Origin of the sequence: Roseibium aggregatum IAM 12614, from assembly GCF_000168975.1 — a bacterium.
In the GTDB taxonomy this organism is placed as follows: Bacteria; Pseudomonadota; Alphaproteobacteria; order Rhizobiales; family Stappiaceae; genus Roseibium; species Roseibium aggregatum.
The window spans coordinates 155,138-175,277 of the sequence record NZ_AAUW01000010.1 but is presented as its reverse complement, the minus strand read 5'-3'; the positions used below and the strand labels follow the sequence as shown (position 1 = coordinate 175,277).

The 20,140-nt window shown below is 60.2% G+C and carries 22 protein-coding genes; 7 read left to right on the top strand and 15 right to left on the bottom strand.

Annotated features, from left to right (window positions below; all coding sequences use genetic code 11):
* Window positions 1-20: 20 nt before the first annotated feature.
* Together SIAM614_RS15220 and SIAM614_RS15215 are read right to left on the bottom strand one after the other, a co-directional pair.
* Window positions 21-1,826, bottom strand: a complete 1,806-nt coding sequence (locus SIAM614_RS15220; RefSeq protein WP_006935754.1) for a putative bifunctional diguanylate cyclase/phosphodiesterase — start codon at window positions 1,824-1,826, stop codon at window positions 21-23.
* On the bottom strand, window positions 1,823-2,407 hold the full coding sequence (locus SIAM614_RS15215; RefSeq protein ID WP_050789399.1) for a heme NO-binding domain-containing protein: 585 nt from the start codon (window positions 2,405-2,407) through the stop codon (window positions 1,823-1,825). The genes SIAM614_RS15220 and SIAM614_RS15215 overlap by 4 nt, the downstream gene beginning before the upstream one ends.
* Window positions 2,408-2,811: 404 nt before the next feature.
* Here SIAM614_RS15215 and SIAM614_RS15205 point away from each other — a divergent pair, with 404 nt between their 5' ends.
* Window positions 2,812-3,789, top strand: coding sequence for a GAF domain-containing protein (locus SIAM614_RS15205; protein WP_006935750.1), 978 nt, complete (start codon window positions 2,812-2,814; stop codon window positions 3,787-3,789).
* 173 nt (window positions 3,790-3,962) lie between these two features.
* Window positions 3,963-5,483, top strand: a complete 1,521-nt coding sequence (adh, locus tag SIAM614_RS15200) for an aldehyde dehydrogenase (protein ID WP_006935748.1) — start codon at window positions 3,963-3,965, stop codon at window positions 5,481-5,483.
* Between the two features lie 108 nt (window positions 5,484-5,591).
* Here the strand turns inward: adh and SIAM614_RS32965 are convergent, their stop codons facing one another.
* Genes SIAM614_RS32965 through SIAM614_RS15190 form a run of 3 tightly spaced genes read right to left on the bottom strand, consistent with a single transcriptional unit; the run spans window position 5,592 to window position 6,709 of the window.
* Window positions 5,592-5,999, bottom strand: coding sequence for a hypothetical protein (locus SIAM614_RS32965; RefSeq protein ID WP_006935747.1), 408 nt, complete (start codon window positions 5,997-5,999; stop codon window positions 5,592-5,594).
* The gene (locus SIAM614_RS32960; protein ID WP_198137330.1) at window positions 5,926-6,312 is read right to left on the bottom strand and encodes an alpha/beta fold hydrolase; all 387 of its coding nucleotides are present in this window, start codon (window positions 6,310-6,312) and stop codon (window positions 5,926-5,928) included. The genes SIAM614_RS32965 and SIAM614_RS32960 overlap by 74 nt, the downstream gene beginning before the upstream one ends.
* 22 nt (window positions 6,313-6,334) lie before the next feature.
* A complete protein-coding gene (locus tag SIAM614_RS15190) occupies window positions 6,335-6,709 on the bottom strand; it encodes a winged helix-turn-helix transcriptional regulator (protein WP_006935745.1) in 375 nt (124 codons plus the stop codon).
* Between the two features lie 156 nt (window positions 6,710-6,865).
* Here SIAM614_RS15190 and SIAM614_RS15185 point away from each other — a divergent pair, with 156 nt between their 5' ends.
* The 4 genes from SIAM614_RS15185 (at window position 6,866) to SIAM614_RS15170 (ending at window position 9,507) form a co-directional block, all read left to right on the top strand.
* Window positions 6,866-7,480: a glutathione binding-like protein gene (locus SIAM614_RS15185; RefSeq protein WP_006935744.1), complete on the top strand. Its 615-nt coding sequence runs from the start codon at window positions 6,866-6,868 to the stop codon at window positions 7,478-7,480.
* A complete protein-coding gene (locus SIAM614_RS15180) occupies window positions 7,477-7,863 on the top strand; it encodes a nuclear transport factor 2 family protein (RefSeq protein ID WP_006935743.1) in 387 nt (128 codons plus the stop codon). Before SIAM614_RS15185 ends, SIAM614_RS15180 begins: the two co-directional genes overlap by 4 nt.
* A 1-nt stretch (window position 7,864) precedes the next feature.
* Window positions 7,865-8,080, top strand: a complete 216-nt coding sequence (locus SIAM614_RS15175) for a tautomerase family protein (protein WP_006935742.1) — start codon at window positions 7,865-7,867, stop codon at window positions 8,078-8,080.
* 866 nt (window positions 8,081-8,946) lie between these two features.
* The gene (locus SIAM614_RS15170; RefSeq protein WP_006935741.1) at window positions 8,947-9,507 is read left to right on the top strand and encodes a DUF4166 domain-containing protein; all 561 of its coding nucleotides are present in this window, start codon (window positions 8,947-8,949) and stop codon (window positions 9,505-9,507) included.
* Window positions 9,508-9,513: 6 nt separating this feature from the next.
* Here the strand turns inward: SIAM614_RS15170 and tyrS are convergent, their stop codons facing one another.
* The 3 genes from tyrS to SIAM614_RS15155 all read right to left on the bottom strand — a co-directional run bounded on the left by tyrS (window position 9,514) and on the right by SIAM614_RS15155 (window position 12,510).
* The gene (gene tyrS, locus SIAM614_RS15165; protein WP_006935740.1) at window positions 9,514-10,791 is read right to left on the bottom strand and encodes a tyrosine--tRNA ligase; all 1,278 of its coding nucleotides are present in this window, start codon (window positions 10,789-10,791) and stop codon (window positions 9,514-9,516) included.
* Window positions 10,792-11,119: 328 nt separating this feature from the next.
* Entirely contained in the window at window positions 11,120-11,704 is a 585-nt protein-coding gene (locus tag SIAM614_RS15160) for a hemerythrin domain-containing protein (RefSeq protein WP_006935739.1), read from the bottom strand.
* Window positions 11,705-12,066: 362 nt separating this feature from the next.
* Window positions 12,067-12,510: a MarR family winged helix-turn-helix transcriptional regulator gene (locus SIAM614_RS15155; RefSeq protein ID WP_006935738.1), complete on the bottom strand. Its 444-nt coding sequence runs from the start codon at window positions 12,508-12,510 to the stop codon at window positions 12,067-12,069.
* Window positions 12,511-12,606: 96 nt separating this feature from the next.
* On the opposite strand from SIAM614_RS15155, the gene SIAM614_RS15150 reads away from it, so the two are divergent.
* On the top strand, window positions 12,607-13,311 hold the full coding sequence (locus SIAM614_RS15150) for a glutathione S-transferase family protein (protein WP_006935737.1): 705 nt from the start codon (window positions 12,607-12,609) through the stop codon (window positions 13,309-13,311).
* Between the two features lie 42 nt (window positions 13,312-13,353).
* Here SIAM614_RS15150 and SIAM614_RS15145 read toward each other — a convergent pair whose 3' ends face one another.
* The 7 genes from SIAM614_RS15145 to gcvT form a co-directional block, all read right to left on the bottom strand.
* Complete coding sequence (locus SIAM614_RS15145) at window positions 13,354-13,998, bottom strand: cysteine hydrolase family protein (protein ID WP_006935736.1); 645 nt, start codon at window positions 13,996-13,998, stop codon at window positions 13,354-13,356.
* 21 nt (window positions 13,999-14,019) lie between these two features.
* Entirely contained in the window at window positions 14,020-14,487 is a 468-nt protein-coding gene (locus SIAM614_RS15140) for a MarR family winged helix-turn-helix transcriptional regulator (RefSeq protein ID WP_006935733.1), read from the bottom strand.
* A gap of 285 nt (window positions 14,488-14,772) precedes the next feature.
* Window positions 14,773-16,365 carry an aminomethyl-transferring glycine dehydrogenase subunit GcvPB gene (gcvPB, locus tag SIAM614_RS15135; RefSeq protein ID WP_006935731.1) on the bottom strand — a complete coding sequence of 531 codons (1,593 nt, stop codon included), beginning with the start codon at window positions 16,363-16,365 and terminating at the stop codon, window positions 14,773-14,775.
* A complete protein-coding gene (gcvPA, locus tag SIAM614_RS15130) occupies window positions 16,362-17,708 on the bottom strand; it encodes an aminomethyl-transferring glycine dehydrogenase subunit GcvPA (protein ID WP_006935730.1) in 1,347 nt (448 codons plus the stop codon). The genes gcvPB and gcvPA overlap by 4 nt, the downstream gene beginning before the upstream one ends.
* Before the next feature lie 232 nt (window positions 17,709-17,940).
* Window positions 17,941-18,426 (bottom strand): OsmC family protein, encoded by a 486-nt coding sequence (locus SIAM614_RS15125; RefSeq protein WP_040440334.1) that lies wholly within the window; start codon window positions 18,424-18,426, stop codon window positions 17,941-17,943.
* 3 nt (window positions 18,427-18,429) lie between these two features.
* Window positions 18,430-18,801: a glycine cleavage system protein GcvH gene (gene gcvH / locus SIAM614_RS15120; RefSeq protein WP_006935728.1), complete on the bottom strand. Its 372-nt coding sequence runs from the start codon at window positions 18,799-18,801 to the stop codon at window positions 18,430-18,432.
* 26 nt (window positions 18,802-18,827) lie between these two features.
* Complete coding sequence (gene gcvT / locus SIAM614_RS15115) at window positions 18,828-19,979, bottom strand: glycine cleavage system aminomethyltransferase GcvT (protein ID WP_006935727.1); 1,152 nt, start codon at window positions 19,977-19,979, stop codon at window positions 18,828-18,830.
* Window positions 19,980-20,140 lie beyond the last annotated feature (161 nt).

Here is a 20,140-nt window from a genome sequence, read left to right as displayed (position 1 = left end):
AAGAGGGGGAATTGCCCGGATCAGGCCGTCACGCGCTTCAGGTCCGGCGCCCAGACATCCAGCCATTTGCGGATCTCCACTGCGCTGAGGGGCGGCGAGAAATAGAAGCCTTGAAACAGCCGGCAGCCGCAGTTTTCCAGGAATTCCAGTTCCTCGCGCGTTTCAACGCCCTCTGCCAGAACATCCAGTCCCATGTTCTGGGCCATTGCCAGCATGGCACCTGCAATCCGCTGCATCTTCGGGTTTCTGTCGAGCCCGGAGACGAAAGAGCGATCTATCTTCAAGGTCGCAACTGGTGTCTCGATCAAGGTGGCGATGGAAGAGTGCCCCGTGCCGAAGTCATCAAGGGCCAGGGCAAAGCCTGCCTGTTCCAGATTGCGGCACTGGGCAATCAATTCCTGGTCCGACTGGTCGAAGAGGATCGATTCCAGAAGTTCCAGTTGAATATCGCCGGGCGTCAGACCCGCATCGGCAAGTTCGGTCTGCAAAATTGCGGCAAACGCCTCCGACCTGAGGTTGGATGCAGTCACGTTCAGGGAGAGCTTGCCGATGTCCTTGCCGTCGGATTTCCATTCCGCAAAATGCGTGAAGGCCTTGCACCGCACCTGCCGGTCAATCTCGGACATGATATTTGCCCTGGTCGCCGTTTCCAGAAAACGGGCCGGCGGCAGTACCCCTTCCTTCTCGGTCTGCCAGCGGGCAACCACTTCCAGACCGCACACCCCTCCCGTCATGCTGTCTATCTGCGGCTGAAAATAGGGAACGAACTGGCTGAGTTTCAGCCCCCTCTCGATCAGCGAGATCAGCCTGCTGGTCTCCTCGTGCCGCCGGATCATCTCCTTTGACAGCAATTTGACGGACGATCTGGTGGTCTTGGCGTCGTAAAGCGCGATATCGGAATGCGCGATCAGCCGGTCGGCGTTCTGCACCTGTCCGGGATGAAACAGGACAACGCCTATGCTTGCCGTGACCTGGCAACTATGGCCGTTGTAGCGGATCGGCATGGCAATCGCATTCAACAGGCGAAGCGCCATGGCGTGGAGCTCTTCCTTGTCCGGGGGCTCTGCCAGAAACAGGGCGAACTCATCCCCGCCGAGGCGCGCCGGAAGGTCGTTCGGACCGCAAAAGGATGTCATTGCCTCCGCCGTCTGCAGGAGGATCATGTCACCTGCGGAGTGGCCGAAGTTATCGTTGATCGACTTGAACTCATCCAGATCGATATGCAGAAGGGCGAACATTTGCCCCCTGTCCGGCAGGTGCAATACGTCTTCCAGGCGGCGGTGCAGGGCTCCCCGGTTCGCTATTTCCGTCAGTGGGTCCTGCAAGGCCTTCTTTTCCGCTTCTATCTTCGCCGCCTTGAGTGCGGAGGCCATTTTCTGGCTGTCTTCAAGAAGCGTGCGCTGCGCTTCGAAGGAATAGAAAAGATCGATGGAAAAATCGTTGGGTTTGAAGTCAGCTTCCGTCAGCCCGAAACGTTCGACAACCTGCGACAGGTGAAGACCGAAGGACAGATCCAGGAATATCCCCTCCTCGTCCGCGGCAGCCAGCGCGAAACCGCGGAACTGTATCGGCGCGCCGTCTTGCAGATGTGCCCTCAGAACCAGTTTCGTACCGAGCCTTTCACGGATATCGGCCATCGATCTGACGTTTCGCGGTCTTTCCACCGTGAAGACGTCAAACAGATCCGCCTCCAAAACGCCTGTCCCAAGGACCCTTTCCAGGGTCGGGCCCAGCCCTCCGATCCGACCGCGATCGTCCAACACAACATGCATGGGAAAAAGCATGTCGATGGCCTTGCCGGTCAGATCGAGTTTGGATGCGGTCAAATTCCGGCCTCGGTGCTGGTGGGGTTCGGTGCCTTGTCGAGAATCCTGACTTCGAAAATGTCGTGATCGAACTGCTCGGATTTCACAGCGACCTGGCTCACCTCGATGCGCTCACCGGTTTCCTTGGCCAGGCCGTGCAGAAGGCCGATCACCATCGGTGCCAGTCCTTCGCGCTCGGAATAGTAATGCAGAATGCAGGAGCCATCGTCCTTCTGGTCGACTTCGAAGGAGGGTGGTTTGAGGTGCGGCATCGTCAGGAGAATGCGGTCGTGCATGTCGTCGAGACCCTTCAACTGTTCGATGAAGGAATTGCCGGCGAGCCGCATGAGATTGCCGAAATGCGAAGCGCCCGCAAATTCAACCCAGTATCTGCCGAAGATGTCCATAACCTCCGTCAAAGGCAGACCCGTAAAGCGGCAGATGGCTTCGATAAGCTTGTAGGTGATGGCATCGTCGTAACTCGACATTCTTTCGAATTCGAGCTGATCCAGGCCCGCGGATTCACAAATGCGTTGCCAGGCCTCGGGTCCATGGTTGTCCGTAATGAAACTACGAATGCCCTCGTTCAGCATTCCATACATAGAGGCCCCTCCGGAATTTATATTGTGATTATACGAATTTGCTTACATCAGCTTTAATCTGCTCCAGAAATATTTCGGCACTTAACTCTCATCGAGAGAAAAATTTACTACTTTCTCGCGAGATTTTTCAAATAATCACTCTACGTTTCTTTTTTCCGCACGAAATCATCCAGAAAAACAACAAGGAGTATCTGCCCTCCCCTTACGTCGACAATTGCGGAAATCCTTTTCAACGCGATTTGCCAGCAAGGCAGCAGCAGCCTGTAGAGATGGGGCCTTGCGCGACACCGGTCCGGGAACTCCGCCGGACAGACAGCTTGCAATCGCCATGCAATGCCGCCATCCTCTGCGCTCAAACGAGCGTTCATGGGAGGAACGGATCCAAGGTTTGAGGCCGGCTCAGAATGCCGGCAGCCTCTGGGCCGGCGATCGCGACGATGAAGGATCATGTCGAAACAGTTCTGCGAACCGTGCAATCCGCCTCAGCACCTGCGCTGTCCCGGATCGCTGCGTCCTGGCGCAGATCCATCGACAAGCACGGTCTGGATCCGGCCGCTCGCAAGCCCCCTCAGCGCATCGGCGACGACCAGCTTTACCAGCGACGCGAAGAGACGGGCGCTTTCCTGAAGATCGCGGCCCCGAAGCTGGATCAGCTTTTTGGCCTGGTCGGTCAATCCGGCTGCACGGTTCTTCTGACCGATGCGGAAGGTGTCATTCTCGACCAGCGCTGCACCTCAGCCGACGCGGATATCTTTCAGGACTGGGGCTTGAGCCAGGGCACCAACTGGAGCGAGGCTGCCGTCGGCACCAACGGCATCGGCACCTGCCTTGCGGAAGAACGCAATCTCATCGTTCACCGGCAGGAGCACTTTCTGGCACGCAATGTCGGCATGAGCTGCATGGACGCGCCAATCTACGGCCCGGATGGGCGACTCGCCGGGGCTCTGGACGTCTCCTCAGCCCGGTCGGACCAGACAGAAGCCTTCAACCGGCTGATTGCCGCCATGGTCTCGCAGACCGCAAGGCAGATCGAGATCGAAACCTTCCGCGCTGCCTTTCCTGGCGCCCGTATCATTGTCGCCGATGGGGAAAGCACTGATAACGCGATGCTGCTGGCGGTCGACGGCGACGACATCGTGCTGGGCGCGACCCGTGCCGCCAGAAAGGCCTTCGGGCTCGGCGCGAGCGGCCCGCTGAAACCCCTGCCCGCCTCAGATCTGCTTGGCCGGGAGGATGGTCCGAGCGGCTTTGAAAAGGCAGAAAGAGCCGCCGTCATCCGCGCCCTGACGCGCGCCGGCGGCAACGTCTCGGAAGCCGCCCGCGCGCTCGGCATCGGCCGGGCAACCCTTTACCGGCGCATGAAACGGCTCGGTATCGACTGAAATCCCGGCCGACCTGTCTCAGAACTGAGACACATTCGAAACACTGGTCTTTTCCCCCTCCTACCGCTTCCAGAGCTCCTCCGGCACAGTCCACCCATTCCCGGTGGAGGACCGGGACCTTCGGATTGTCGCGGCTTCACCCGCCGGACTGCCGATCTAGTGGAGGATCCCAGATGAACCAGATGCCCAGTTTTAACATCGACACGTCGTCGCCGTTCAAATCCCGTTACGACAACTACATAGGCGGCAAGTTCGTTGCCCCTGTGAACGGACGGTATTTCAACAACATCACACCGATTTCCGGCACAACCGTGTGCGAAGTCGCCCGCTCCGACGCCGCCGACGTGGAGCTGGCGCTGGATGCAGCCCATGCAGCCAAGGACGCCTGGGGCCGGACCCCGGCGGCAGAGCGCGCCAACGTTCTTTTGAAAATCGCCGATGTCATGGAGCAGAACCTCGACATTCTGGCCAAGGCGGAAACCTGGGACAACGGCAAACCGATCCGCGAGACGACCGCCGCCGACATTCCGCTTTCCGTCGACCACTTCCGCTATTTCGCAGGCGTTCTGCGCGGCCAGGAAGGATCGATGTCGGAGATTGATGCCGATACGGTCGCCTATCACTTTCACGAACCGCTCGGCGTTGTCGGTCAGATCATTCCGTGGAACTTTTCCATCCTCATGGCGGCCTGGAAGCTGGCTCCGGCGCTTGCTGCCGGCAACTGTGTCGTCCTGAAACCGGCCGAGCAGACACCCGCTGCGATCATGGTGCTGGCAGAGCTCATCGGCGGCCTGCTGCCGGATGGCGTTCTCAACATCGTCAACGGCTTTGGCGCTGAAGTCGGCGCGCCGCTTGCGAAGTCCAACCGCATCGCAAAGATCGCCTTTACCGGTTCCACCGAAACCGGCCGGATGATCATGCAGTATGCGACCGAGAACCTCATTCCGGTGACGCTTGAGCTCGGCGGCAAGTCGCCGAACATCTTCTTCTCCGACGTGATGAGCGAAGACGATGCATTCCTGGACAAGGCCATAGAGGGCTTTGTTCTGTTCGCCTTCAACCAGGGCGAGGTCTGCACCTGCCCGAGCCGCGCCTTGATCCAGGAAGACATCTACGAAGCCTTCATCGAACGGGCGATTGCCCGTGTGAAAGCCATCAAGCAAGGCGACCCGCGCGCCATGGAGACCATGGTCGGAGCGCAGGCCAGCCGTGAGCAGCAGGACAAGATCCTGTCTTATCTCACCATCGGGGTCGAGGAAGGTGCGGAAGTGCTGTGCGGCGGCGCGGAAGCCAAGTTCGACGGCGACCTTTCCGGCGGCTTCTACGTTCAGCCAACCATCCTGAAAGGCCACAACAAGATGCGGGTCTTCCAGGAGGAAATCTTCGGTCCGGTGGTGTCCGTCACCACGTTCAAGACCGAAGAAGAAGCCCTGGCGATTGCCAATGACACCATGTACGGCCTCGGCGCCGGCGTGTGGTCACGCGATGCCAACCGCTGCTACCGCTTCGGTCGCGCCATCGAGGCTGGCCGCGTGTGGGTGAACAACTACCACGCCTACCCGGCCCACGCGGCTTTCGGCGGTTACAAGCAGTCCGGTATCGGACGTGAAACCCACAAGATGATGCTGGATCACTATCAGCAGACCAAGAACATGCTGGTCAGCTACAACCCGAACAAGCTCGGGTTCTTCTAAAGACTGCCGGCGTTACCCGATCTTGTCCTGGCAGTGATGCGGGGCAGCCTTCGAAAGAGGGCTGCCCCGTTTTTCGTTGAAGAACCGGGAGCGGCAGCCCCTTCGTCGTCAAAGCTCTTTTGCAATGCCTTCCAGCAAGTCCGCCAACCTCTCCGGTTCGCTCACCATCGCATCATGCCCGGTCGCTATCTGCGAGACCGGCCAACCCTTTGCCTGTGCCCGGGCCAAGGCGATTTTTGCCGGAGGATAGGACGGGTCTGTGCATTCGATGTAATGAGCCGGAAGGCCGTTGCCCACCGGATGTTTCAGCTTCAGCGCCGTGGTGAAGGTCCTGAACGGATGCGGGGTCAGGCGCGGTTTCAAAAAGGCAACGTCGTCCAGCCTTGTGATGCCAAAGCTTTCCGGCGGGGCCGGCGGCAGCGAGAGGCCGTTGCTGCTGGTTTCAGCCAGTTTCCGGCGGTCTTCCGCAAGATCTTGCGGCAGAAGATCGAACCAGGTCTCCCCGCTTTCCAGCATGATGGCGTCGAGAGACCAGCTTCGCGATGCGCTCCGGCAGGATGTCCGCAACACCGGTGATTGGAATACCACCAAAGCTGTGGCCCACAAGAATGACGTCCGTCAGATCCTCGAACTGAAGATGCCGGACGATATCTTCCACGAAGGTCTGGATCGTGATGTCCGGCGAAAGCAGATGCGAGCGCTCGCCGAGGCCCGTTTGCGTTGGTGTGGTGACGCGGTGGCCGCGCACCCTCAAGACATCTGCCAGACGCGACCAGCACCAGCCGCCATGCCAGACGCCGTGGACACAAACAAAGGTCCGTTGTTTCAAGTTCCCCTCCCCGATCCAGCGCCTATTCGGCAGCTTCCGCTGCCTTCTGGAAATCACGCCGTTCCTTCAGTTTGTGACCGACTTCGACGATGGCTTCCAGCGCGGGAACGAGATCCTGGCCCAGGTCCGTTAGCTCATATTCGACAGACGGTGGCGATGTCGGCCTGACATGGCGCAACAGTATGCCGCGCCCTTCCAGTTCTGAAAGGCGTTGGGACAGAACCTTGCCGGAAACAGGGGGAATATCCGCCTTCAGCTCGTTGAACCGGCGCGGACCTGCCCGCAGGCTCCAGATGACGTTGGGCGCCCAGGCGCCGGAAATCACCTTCATGCACTGGGTCAGACTGCAGGGCTGCGGCGGCTTCGGGCTCAGGTTCTTGCGCATTTTCAATGCCATGGGCACCACACGATCTTTTAAGTTCCAAGGTCACGCGGGAACCATCAGGTTTCTGCCCGGTAACTCGATAATTCAAGTTACCAATAGAAACCTGCTTGTCAATGGTGACCTAAAATTACACCTTCCGGGCATCGATATGAACCAAGGAGCCAATCGATGAAACTGTTCTACAAACCCGGTGCCTGTTCCATGGCTGCTCATCTCATTCTCAACGAAGCGGGCGCCACCTACAGTCTCGAAAAAGTGGATACGTCTGCGGGTCTGACGGAGACCGGCGCGACTTACGACGAGACCAATCCGCGCGGCTATGTGCCGGCGCTTCGGTTTGAAAACGGCGACGTTCTCACGGAAAACGTTGCAATCCTGCATTGGCTTGGCGAACAATATCCGGACTTTGCCTCCGATAGCGCCGGCAAACCGCTCGACCGGTTCCGCGTGCTGGAGTTGCTCAGCTTTCTGTCTTCCGAGTTGCACAACGCCTTCAGCCCGTTCTTCTCTGGCAGGGAGTTTTCCGATGCCGAAGCGGCTGAAAGGCAGGCCAAGCTGAAGACCAGGCTCGGCCAGTTCGATGCCCTCTTGGCCAAGGGCGGCGACTATCTGCTGGGTGACACCTTCTCCGTCGCCGATGCCTATGCCTTCGTCATCCTGAACTGGACCAACTTCATCGGTGTGTCTCTCAGCGACTGGCCGGAGACGGCAGCCTATGTGGAGCGCATCCGCGCCCGTCCGGCGGCCCAGAAGACCCTTCAGGAAGAAGGTCTGGCAGCATGAGCAGCGCCCTGATCGCGCTGGAAAAGGTCATTTCCAACTATTTCGACGCGCTCTATCACTGTGATACCGACCTGTTGCAGCAGGTGTTTCACGAACGGGCGATCTACGCCACTGCGGACGAAACACCCCTGCTCTACCGCACGATGACCGAGTATGTGCCGGTCGTCGCGGCCCGTCAGTCGCCGGCGTCCCGGGGCGAAGAGCGCCGCGATGTCATCGACCAAATCCAGTTTGCCGGCGAGAACACTGCCTTTGCCCGGGTTCGCTGCTCGATCGGAAGTAATGACTTCACCGATCTCCTTACCTTCGTACGTGACGAGGGCCGCTGGCAAATCATGGCGAAGGTCTTCGAAATCCGGCCTCGCACCGAAGGAGTGACCTGACATGCCTTACGTGAATATCCAGGTAACCCGCGAAGGGGTGACCGCAGAGCAGAAAGCAAGGCTCATCAAGGGCGCGACGGACCTTCTGGTCGATGTGCTCGACAAGAACCCCGCCACCACCTTCGTGGTGATCGAGGAAGTGGACCTTGAGAACTGGGGCGTCGGCGGCCTGCCGGTGGAAGATTACCGGGCAAGGCAACTGGCGAAACAAAGCTGACTGGTCAAAAAGGAAGCCGGGGCAATCCCGGCTTCTTTCTTTGTGGCCGCGTTGCGCTTCCCTCTTTCAGTTCCTCTCCACAGTCCGGAAAGCCTGGACTGTTCCGTTCGTCCCAAACATTCGTCATTGCAGGGCTCGACCCTGCAATCCATTCCGTGACCGTGCCTCAGCCGGAAGCCTCAATTGGCGGATGGGGAACGGCATGGATGCCATGGTCGGGCCATGGCATGACGGAGGAAGTGGAGAATCGGGCGTTTGGACAGCGTGCTGCGGGCAGTCTTCCGGGCGCAGCGGGGCGTCCGCACATAGGGCAGCACACCCCAAAGAACTCGGCCTCTTACTGCCCCCTCAAACTCCCCCGTCATTGCAGTGCTCGACCTTGCAATCCATGCCGTGACCGTGCCTCAACCGGAAGCCTCAATTGGCGGATGGGAACGGCATGGATGCCATGGTCGGGCCATGGCATGACGGAGGAAGTGGAGAATTGGGCGTTTGGACAGCGTGCTGCGGGCAGTCTTCCGGGCGCAGCGGGGCGTCCGCACATAGGGCAGCATACCCCAAAGAACTCGGCCTCTTACTGCCCCCTCAAACTCCCCCGTCATTGCAGGGCCCGCCCCTGCAATCCATGCCGTGACCGTGCCTCAACCGGAAGCCTCAATTGGCGGATGGGGAACGGCGTGGATGCCATGGTCGGGCCATGGCATGACGGAGGAAGTGGAGAGGGATGATGGGGAGGCTGAGGGATGAGAAGGCTGAATGGTGCTCACCTGGACGTTACCAAACAAGTGCAAAGAGATTTGCAGTTGTCCAATCGACGCGAGAATGGTCTGTCTGAGAAGACACATCGACATCAAAGCAGTTCTCACATGCCCCGCACGCTTTATCAAACCATCCTCGGCCCCGAGTTAGACAAGGTTCCGGTAGAAATCCGGCGGATGCACAGCTTCGCGCGGGTGGCGCAGGGCACCGCGGATGTCATCCGGGGAAGCTCGTGGGGCGCAAGACTGGTCTGCCGGCTGGCGAAGTTGCCGGAAGCCCGGACGGGTGTTCCGGTCGAGACCAGCTTCGAACCTATCGCGGGTGGAGAGCGCTGGACACGGCGGTTTGACGGACAGCCGTTCCAGACCGACATGATGGCCGGAAAGGGCGAAGCCTATCCCTGCATGCTGGAGCGCCTTGGACCGTTCCTGTTCAAGATGCAGGTGACGGCGAGCGAACAGGGTATCGACATCACCCCGGCGGAAGTTTCACTCGGTCCTCTGTCTTTGCCGCTGTGCCTTGCTCCGAGAGCGGTCGGGCGCGAACGTGTTGTCAATGGGAGGTATAGTTTCAGCGTTGAGGTGACCTTCCCGCTGATCGGGAAGGTCTTCGGCTACAACGGCCGGCTGGAGCCGGCCGTTCTGATCGATGACGCGGAAACCGTCTGACCGGCCTCATTCGAAGCCGATCAGGGCCTTGCGGCGTTTGCCGACGGAAATCGACAGGCGGTCATTGGCCTGAAGATCACCTGTGGCGATGCGGCGGCGCGGGTCGTCAAGGATCTGGTTGTTGAGGCGGACGCCTCCTCCTTCCACCAGCCGGCGGGCTTCGCCGTTGGAGGACGCGAAGCCGACCGCGACCACGAGTTCCAGAAGACCCAGACCTTCCGCCAGCGTTTTCAGCGGCAGACTGTGGGTCGGTTCCAGGATCTCGCCTTCGCCGGAAAACAGGGCATCGCCCTGCTGCAAGGCGCCACGCGCTTCTTCGGGTCCATGAACGATAGCCGTCACCTGGGTGGCCAGGATCTTCTTGGCTTCGTTGAGCTCCGCCCCTTCCAGCGCTGCCAGACGTTCGATCTCGCTCATCGGCAGTTCGGTGAAGAGCCGCAGGCATTTGGCGACATCGGCGTCGGCGGTGTTGCGCCAGAACTGCCAGAAGCCGAAGGGCGACAGATGTTCAGGATGCAACCACACGGCACCGGCGGCCGTCTTGCCCATCTTGGCGCCGCTCGCGGTCGTCAGCAGCGGAACCGTCAGTCCGTGCAGCTTGCGGCCGTCGCGGCGGCCAAGCTCGACACCGTTGACGATGTTGCCCCACTGATCGGACCCACCGACCTGAAGCGAACAATCGTAGCGCTTTGCCAGTTCCAGGAAATCGACGGCCTGCAGCATCATGTAGCAGAACTCCAGAACCGTCAGCGGCATCTGTGCATCGAGGCGTGACTTGACGCTGTCGAAGGTCATCATGCGGTTGACGGTGAACTGGGAGCCATAGTCGCGGAGGAATTCCAGGAAGCGGAATTCATTGAGCCATTCCGCATTGTCGACCAGCAAAGCCCCGTCTTCGCCGTTCATGTCGACCAGCCGTTCGACGGATCGCCGAATGGTCGCTATGTTGGCGGCGATCTGGCGTTCTTCCAGCATCGGCCGGGCATCCTTGCGGAAACTCGGATCGCCGATCTGGCTGGTGCCGCCTCCCAGCACGACGATGGGACGATGGCCGAGCTTCTGCAGCCAGCGCATGGTCATCAGCGGCATCAGGTGGCCGACATGAAGGCTTGCCGCCGTGGCATCAAAGCCGGCGTATGCTGTGATCGGCCCTTGCGACAGGGTCTGGTCGAGCGCCTCGATATCCGTGCATTGGTGCACGAGGCCACGTTCCAGAAGCACGGCAAGTGCTTCCGATTTGAGTTTTGTCGCCGGTTTACCGGCTTCGATCATATGTCTGGTCATTTTTCGCTTCCTGGTTCCCCCGCCAGGAAGCTCGGGTCTCTAGAAACCAAAAAGCCGCCTGACGCGGCGGCTTTTGAGGTGTCTATGGGGTGAACAAGATCCTACGCAGCCGCCGGTATGTCGGTGACGTAATAAAAATACACGAAGGATGCGCTCGTCTTGGTCATGCCAGTTTAAATGCGCGAGAGCGGGAAAAGAGTCAAGCCTGTTGTGTTCGTAAGGACACTGGCCGGGCCGGATGTAACCGGAAAGCCTCATCACCGCCCAGCGGGTAGCAAACCCGGTATCGCCTTGTGCGATCGGAGGCAAACCCGCAGACACGGGCGTGTCAGGACAGTCCCAGCTTCCGTTCGCCGCGATCCAGTATCACCGGCACGATCAGGTCTTCCTCGTCATCCAGATGGCGCATCAGCCCGGAGATCAGCGTGTCGCTGACACCGGCGAAACTGTCGGCTGCGCGTCGGATGGCATCGCGGTCTTTCGTCTGCAGTTGCCCGAACAGCTTGTTGGCGCTCTTGATGACCGATTCAATGCGATGATGGATCAGCTCATGATCGCCTTCCAGCAGCTCGAATCCATCCACAAGGCGCTTTTCCGCTTCCATGAAAACCGGGAAATAGTGGTGATCCTCGATCATGTGGTGGTGATGCAATTCGCTGAGGAACTGCTGCAGGCGCGGCGCAAACAGGTTGCCGAATCGGTTTACCGGGATCTTCTGTTCGCGAAAGTCGGTCAGGATCTTGTTCAGATCGCCGCCAAGCTGACGGAAGCCATTGTGCCGGGCGAGCCAGAATTCGGTCAATGGGCCGAGATTGCGGTGCCCCGGCCAATCTTCACGCGGATGCTCTTTCAGAAGGAACAGCCATTCCTGCGGAAGTCCGGTCCGTTCATCCAGATTGGTTGTTTTGGTCATGGGCCTCAGGGTCCGGTTGGTTAGGGTGTGGTCACATAAATGAAGATGAAATGGTTTGAGGCGGATTGGTCTTCGTCAAGGCGCGGAAGCGCAGGAAATGTGGCTCATTTTCAAGCTTCCGCAACGCCGAGGAGGACCAATCCGGTCAAATCCGAAGGACATGAAAATGGCTTCACCGCGTGTCGTCAGCCTGCTTGACCGGGCACAAAGCCCGCTCCGCGCATCCTTCTAACGCGGCTTCACCATTTCTCATGCCATTTCGTCTTCATGTATGGGTCCACACCCTAGGGTATTTGCGGACCTTATACGCATGTTTTGGTCTGCCATGGGGAAACAGTGTGTTCACTCCCCGGGAACAGATGTCACCGCACAAGCCTGCCCAGCACATTCCAGAGCGTTTCGGCGTCTCCCGGCTCCAGAAGGTTTGTAAATTCGGCCTCCACTGCAGCCTGGTAACACGGCCACATGGCCTTCAAAAGCGCTTCGCCCTCGGATGTAAGGCGTACTGACACGCCGCGGCCGTCCTCCGGGCTCTTCAGCTTTTCGATGTAACCGGCCGCCGCGAGGCGGTCGAGCAGCCGCGAGACGTTGTATTGCGCCAGCAGCATCCGCTTTTCGATTTCAACCGGACGCAGTGTCCTGTCCTCGGCACGGCTCAGCTCCAGCAACACATCGTACCAGCCAAGCGGTGGAAACCCATCCGTCTTGAGGCGCGTCTCGACGCGAGCCAGGACAGCACCGCTCGCCCGCTGCAAACGGGCCCAGGCATCGATGGCGGCAGACGGAGTTGGGGTGCTCTTGCTCATGAGGGAGAAATAGAAAATTTATGCAAGTGCATCAATCTTGATTTTTAATGCAAGTGCATTCATCTTAATGCAAGTGCATGAAAAAGGAGTTTTCAGATGCCAGACAAGCTTACCCTGATCAGCCACGCGCTTTGCCCTTACGTGCAGCGCGCAGCGATTGTCCTTGATGAAAAGAATGTGCCGTTTGACCGGGTCATGATCGACCTTGCCGACAAACCGGACTGGTTCCGCACGGCTTCCCCGCTTGGCAAGGTGCCACTGCTGAAACTGGACGGCGACCGCTATCTCTTCGAATCCGCTCCGATCGTCGAGTTCCTGGACGAGACCGAGGGGAGCCGATTGCACCCGGCAGACCCGGTGGAACGCGCCCGGCACCGGGCCTATATCGAATTTGCCTCGCAGATCCTGAACGGCATCGGCACGCTCTACAACGCCAGGGACGACACCGGCTTTTATGCTGCCGGCGAAGCCTTGCGCGCAAAGTTCCGACATCTGGAAAACGCCCTTGATCCGGCTGGCCCCTTCTTTGCCGGGTCCTCCTTTTCGCTGGTCGACGCAGCTTTTGCGCCTGTGTTCCGCTATTTCGATGTCTTTGACGGTTTTGCAGACCTTGGAACTTTTGACGCCCTCGACCGGGTCACGGCGTGGCGTGACAGCCTCGCGGCAAGACCTTCTGTCCGGAAAGCCGTCTCGGAGGACTATCCCGCGCTCCTGACCGCCTTTTTGCAAAAGCGCGGCAGCTGGATGTCCCATCTGCTTGATCTGCGCAGCCGGGAGCAGGCACTCCAGGCCGCACAATAGGAGCTTGCGGCGCAGCCGAAGCCAAACCCGGCTGCGCCCGCATCAGGCGAAGGCGGCTCCAAGATGGCTCAACTCGCCTTTCAGCTCCGCCCACTTGTCCGGCCGCGTGGTCAGGGTCGCCGGATCCCTGATTTCAACTTCATAGCCCCGGGCCAGGGCTCCCTTTGCGGTCAACTGCACGCAGTGGCAGGCATCAAGACCGACCAGAACCAGCTTGCCGACGCGTTTTTCTTCCAGCCAGGCTTCAAATTGCGGACTGGAGAAGCTGTCCCCGATCGATTTTTCGAAGACGGCGGCGTTGCCTACATCAAGCGTCCGGTCGAGTTTCAGCCCGTCGCGACCGGGTGTGCCGATGCCGTCCGCGGCCATCTTCATCGCAGCGATCACCGGCCAGTCCCGGAAGACGTTCTTGATGAAAACCACCTGATGCCCCGCCACCCGATGCGCTTCCACCTGCCGGTTGATTTCAGCCAGTGCCGCCTCTCTCTCGCCTGGATCGAAGGCATGTTTGCCGGTGTTGCGGGTGAAATCCTCCTGCACGTCAATCACCACAAGGGCGGTGACCGGCCGCATTGCCCTGTCGATCCTCTTGCCCTTTGTCGGCGTCCCCAGACGCTTCAGGCAATAAACGATATAGGCAAGCCCGCTCGCAGCGCAGAGCCCGACTGCAATCCAGATACCGGTCATGTGACCTCTCCTGTTTTCAAGTTATTCCAGCCCCATGGGCTGGTCCGGGTCGTCCTCGAAAGCGGCAAAATGATCAAGCATGGTACACAGCACCCGCTGCGTGGAGCACAGATCGTCGTCCGAGAAGAGCTCGCAGACCTTTTCGATCTCGTCGGTCTCCCGCGACCGGATTTCGCCAAACCGGTCGTGCCCCGCTTCGGTGAGCGCAAATAGCGGTGATCGCTTGTGCGCCGGATTGGCCCTGCGTTCAACCAGCCCCTGCTCTTCCAGGGCGTTCATCAGGAGCTGGATCTGCTGGCGGGCAAGAAACAACGCCCGGCCGGTCTCGGGTACCGCCATCGGCCCGGCCTCCTCCAGCACTTCCATGACCGCTCGCATACCCACGGTCACGCCGGTTCCCTCCAGCTTGGCCTCCACCGCCCGTGCGAGCCGGCGGTGTACGGGACGTATCAGGCGAATGATTTCGTAAAGCTCGACGGACTTCTTCATGGGCACCTCATTTGACAATTTTTATGTCATTTTGACATTAATATTGTCAACATGGTTTTGAGTTGTCGAATGCGAATATGGCGCTAGTGCATTTGGCAAAAGCGCCGGACACTTCCAGGTGAAGGGACAAACCGCAGCCGTGTCTTTGCAAGAAGCGACGCGAAAATCCAGTCTTTGCTATCGCAGTCAAGCAGACGGCGAGCCGGGATGACGCACCGACGGTTCGAAAAACAAAAACCCCGGCCGAGGCCGGGGTTTTCAAACTCTTGCGGATCGTGCGAAGCGTTACTCCGCGGCGGCCGGGGTCACTTCGGCCGGAGCAGGCTCGGTCCACTTCAGGACCGGCTTGCGGGCGGCGCCCGTTTCGTCCAGACGGCGGCGCGGAGCGAGATACGGCGCGCCGGAGAAGCGTTCCGTTTCACCGCGTTTTGCACTCATCACCAGATCACGCATGGTGGCGATGAAGAGGTCAAGCGCGGCCCGGCTTTCCGATTCCGTCGGCTCGATCAGCATCGCACCATGGACCACCAGCGGGAAGTACATGGTCATCGGGTGATAGCCCTCGTCGATCATCGCCTTGGCGAAGTCGAGCGTGGTGACACCAGTGTCCTTCAGGAAGCTGTCGTCGAACAGCACTTCGTGCATGCACGGACGCTCGCCGAAGGGCAGGCTCATCAGGTCCTGCAGGCCGACGCGGACATAGTTCGCGTTCAAGACCGCATCTTCAGACGCCTGCCGCAAACCGTCGGAGCCATGGCTCATCATGTAGGACAGGGCCCGCACGTACATGCCCATCTGGCCGTGGAAGGCAGTCATGCGGCCAAACGGCTGCTCGCTGTCCTTGGTGGCGGCTTCGGTCTCGACCAGCTCAAGGCCCTTGTCCGTCTTGCGGATGAACGGCAGCGGCGCAAAGGGCGCCAGGCGCTCGGACAGGACCACCGGACCGGAACCCGGACCACCGCCGCCATGAGGCGTCGAGAAGGTCTTGTGCAGGTTGATGTGCATGGCGTCGACGCCGAGATCCCCCGGGCGAGCCTTGCCGACGATGGCGTTGAAGTTGGCGCCATCGCAGTAGAAATAGGCATCCGCCTTGTGAATCAGATCGGCGATCTGCTTCACTTCCCGCTCGAACAGCCCGCAGGTGTTCGGGTTGGTCAGCATGATGCCGGCGATGTTGCCTTCGTGTTCGGCAATGGTCTTTTTCAGGGCCTCCAGATCGACGGTGCCGTCATCCTTGGCATCGATGTTGACGACCTTGTAGCCTAGGAGGGCTGCCGTTGCCGGGTTGGTGCCATGGGCACTTTCCGGCACCAGCACGATCTTCGGATCGCGGCCGGCTGCCGTGTGGGCCGCCTTGATCGCCATCATGCCGCACAGTTCGCCGTGGGCACCGGCCTTCGGGCTCATCGCGACAGCGGAGGTGTTGGTCGACACCATCAGCCAGTGGGCAAGCGCATCGATCAGTTCCAGCGCGCCCGGCACGGAGGAGACTGGCTGCAGCGGGTGGATGTCTGCGAAGCCCGGCAAGCGGGCCATTTTCTCGTTGAGACGCGGATTGTGCTTCATGGTGCACGAGCCGAGCGGGTAAAGGCCGCTGTCGATGGCGTAGTTGTTCCGCGACAGACGCACGTAATGGCGCATGGCTTCCGGTTCGGCGAGACCCGGCAGGCCGATCTCGGCGGTACGCTTGAAGCTGCCAAGCTCGAACTCGGCGCTTTCGTCCTCATCCAGGTCGACGCCAGTGGTTTCCAGAGAGCCGAATTCGAAGATCAGCGGCTCCTCCATGTCGAGACCCCGGTTGCCGGTGAAGGTCTTCGGGCGGAAGCTCTCCCCGACGTCGCCCGCGGCTGTCGGGCGGCCTTGCGTGTTCATGCTCATGCCAGCACCTCCTTCAGCGCGTCCGCAAAGGCCGCGCGGTCTTCATCCGTGTTGACTTCGGTCGATGCGACGACCAGCAGGTTTGCGAGATCCTTGTTGCCCGGCTCCAGTCGTGAAACCGGCAGGCCAGCGAGAATGCCGCGCTCGGCCAGTTGCTCGACCACGTCTTCCGCCACTTTCGGCAGGGCAATGGTGAACTCGTTGAAATAGACAGAGTTCAGCACTTCGACACCATGCACGCCGGCAAGCAGCTTCTTCAGCTTCACCGCATTGCCGTGGTTGATGCGGGCGAGCTTGGTCAGCCCGGCCTGCCCAAGCAGCGACATGTGAATGGTGAAGGCAAGGCAGCAGAGGCCCGAGTTCGTGCAGATGTTCGACGTTGCCTTGTCGCGGCGGATATGCTGCTCGCGGGTGGACAGCGTCAGCACGAAACCACGCTTGCCTTCCGCGTCCACCGTCTCACCGCAGAGCCGGCCCGGCATCTGGCGGACATATTGCTGACGGGTGGCGAAGAGGCCCACATACGGCCCGCCGAAATTGAGGCCGTTGCCGATGGACTGACCTTCACCAACCACGATATCCGCGCCTTGTGTTCCCGGCGGTTCGATCAGGCCGAGCGACACCACTTCGGTAAAGACCGCGATCAGCAGCGCCTTGTGCTGGTGTGCCTTTTCGGCAATCGGCTTCAGGTCGATCAACTGACCATAGAACGACGGTGACTGGACGACAACACAGGACGTCTCGTCATCGATCTGGGACAGGATGTCTTCGGTGCCCGTCGGGTCTGCCGGCAGGCTGACAACCCGGTCGCCAGCCATGTTGGACAGGCCTTCGACGACTTCGCGGTACTGCGGATGCAGACCGCCGGAAAGCACGGCCTTGTTGCGCTTGGTGACCCGGTGCGCCATCAGCACGGCTTCACCGGTGCCGGTGGAGCCGTCATACATGGACGCGTTGGCAACATCCATGGCGGTCAGCCGCGCGACCTGGGACTGGAACTCGAACAGGTACTGCAACGTACCCTGCGTGATTTCCGGCTGATAGGGCGTATAGGAGGTCAGGAACTCCGACCGCTGGATCAGGTGATCGACCGTTGCCGGCACATGGTGCTTGTAGGCACCGGCCCCTACGAAGAACGGTACGGAACCGGCGGCCGTGTTTTTGGAGGCCATGGCCGTGAGCTTGCGCTCCACTTCCATTTCGCTGGCACGTTTGGGAAGGTCGAGCAGACCTTTCATGCGAACGTCTTCGGGAATATCCGCAAAGAGTTCGTCGACGGATTTGACGCCGACCCGCGCGAGCATGTCGCTGCGGTCGGTATCGTTCAAAGGCAGGTAGCGCATCAGGCAGCTCCCAAGGGTTTGATCTAAAAACGGACCGGCACAACCACGCTCTCAGTTCGTCATCCCGGGCGAAGGGAATGCGACCCCGGACCGGAGAGCCGGCAAGCTCCCGGATACGGGCTCCCCGATCCCGGGTCGGCGCGGAGGCGCCGTCCGGGAGGACGGAGAGGAGTATTGGTTACCATCCAGAGCATGGAACCGGCCGCGACAGCGTGCGGCCGATCCCGCACATTCACGGTGCGACGAGGCGGAGCGGTTCGGGCTCCACAACGATCTCGCAATTCACGGAGTTGGCGATGAAACAGACGTCATGCGCCTTTTCATGCAGATCCGTCAGCCAGGTCGGGTCCGGATTTTCCTTTGCGACCAGCGTGATTGCTGGCCGCAAAACCACTTTCGTGATCGCCATCTTGCCCCGCGCCACACGGCTCATCTGGCCCTGGGCACGGTCGCTGTAGCTGGCGACAACGAAGTTCGCCCGGCGGGCCAGATCCAGAAAGGACATCATGTGGCAGGACGAGATAGCGGCGACGAAAGCCTCTTCCGGATCGACGGCGGCTTCAATGGAGTATGGCAGGGGTACCACCGTGGGCGATGCGCTTGCCGGAACCTCCAGGCCGCCGTCAAAACGCCAGATATGCCCTCTGGAATAAGCGTTTGCGGTGTAGTCGCCGTCGCATGCCCATTCCACCTGTGCCGTGTAGTAGTGCCCTGCCATGAATTACAACGTCTCCACGTACGCCTTGTAGGCTGCCTCGTCCATGAGGTCGGACAGCTGATCCGAATTGCCGACGGTCATCTTGATGAACCAGGCGGCACCTTCCGGATCTTCGTTGACTTTGGCCGGTTCGTCTACAAGTGCATTGTTGGCTTCAACCACTTCGCCGTCGATCGGCGCGTAGACTTCGCTGGCTGCCTTGACAGATTCGACAACAGCGGCTTCATCGCCCTGTGACAGCGCCTTGCCGGCTTCCGGCAGCTCCACATACACGACATCTCCGAGCTGTTCCTGCGCGTAAGACGTGATGCCAATGGTGGCGGTGTCGCCGTCAACGGCAATCCACTCGTGGTCTTTGGAATAATAGGTGGTCATAGTGTGCGTCCGTTATCTGGAAAGTGTCATGCTTTGGGTTTGCGGTAATACCGGTTCGGAACAAACGGCATGTCCGCAACGGTGGCGGGCAGGCGCTTGCCTCTGACGATCAATTCAAGGGGCGTACCGATTTCGGAATGTTCCGACGGCACATAGCCCATGGCAATCGGTGCGCCCACGGTGGGCGCAAAGCCGCCGGATGTCACGATGCCGATCACCGGCCCGCCGGGCTGAGCGATCTCGGCCCCTTCCCGCGCGGGGGCCTTGCCGTCAAGGCGCAGGCCGACGCGGATACGGCCCGGTCCGTTTTCAAGTTCGCCCTGAATGCGTTCAGCGCCCGGAAAGCCACCTTCTTCGCGGCGGCGTTTCTGCATGCAGAAGGTGATCGCGCCTTCGACCGGCGACGTCATCTCATCGATGTCGTGGCCGTAAAGGCAAAGCCCGGCTTCCATACGCAGGCTGTCGCGCGCGCCAAGGCCGATCGGTTCGACCCTGTCATCGGCCAGCAGCGCGCGGGCAATGGCTTCCGCGGCACCTGCAGGCACGGACATCTCGACGCCGTCCTCGCCGGTGTAGCCGGCACGGGCAACGTGACAGTCGATCCCGTCAAATTCCATTGGTGCTGCGGCCATGAAGCCGAGGTCTGCCGCCTGCGGTGCGTGCGCGGCAACAGCTGCAACAGCCTCCGGACCCTGAACCGCAATCAGCGCGCGGTCCTCGATCACTTCAAGGGTTACGTTGTCAGGCAGTCTCTCGCGCAGATGTGCGTAGTCGACATCCTTGCGGGAAGCATTGACCACCAGCATCAGCTTGCCGTCTTCGTCTTCAGACAGCGGGCGGGTGACCATGAGATCGTCGATGATGCCGCCCTCGTCGTTGAGCAGCACCGTGTAGCGCTGACGGCCATGGCCGAGTTCGACGAAATTGGACGGGGTCAGCGCTTCCAGCGCCCGGGCCGTCGTTTCGTGATCGGGACCGATCAACAGGGCCTGGCCCATGTGGGAAACATCGAAAAGGCCGGCCTTCGTGCGCGTCTGCTGGTGCTCGGCCATGATACCGGCCTTGTACTGCACGGGCATGGAATAGCCGGCAAACGGCACCATGCGTGCACCCAGTTCCACATGAAGGTCGTGAAGAGGCGTTTGTTTCAGATCTTCGTCTGCAACGGTTTCCGCCATGAACGGTCCTCGTATTCGGGGTTGCGCAGTCCCGAATCGGCCCGTGCGGGTCCTGATCCGTCTGCACCCCCTCTGTCCGAGTACCTGAGAGATTTCCCGACCGGCACCGTCGGTGCCTTCCGGTTACTCCTTCGGTGAGCAGTCCGCAAACCCAGTTGCGG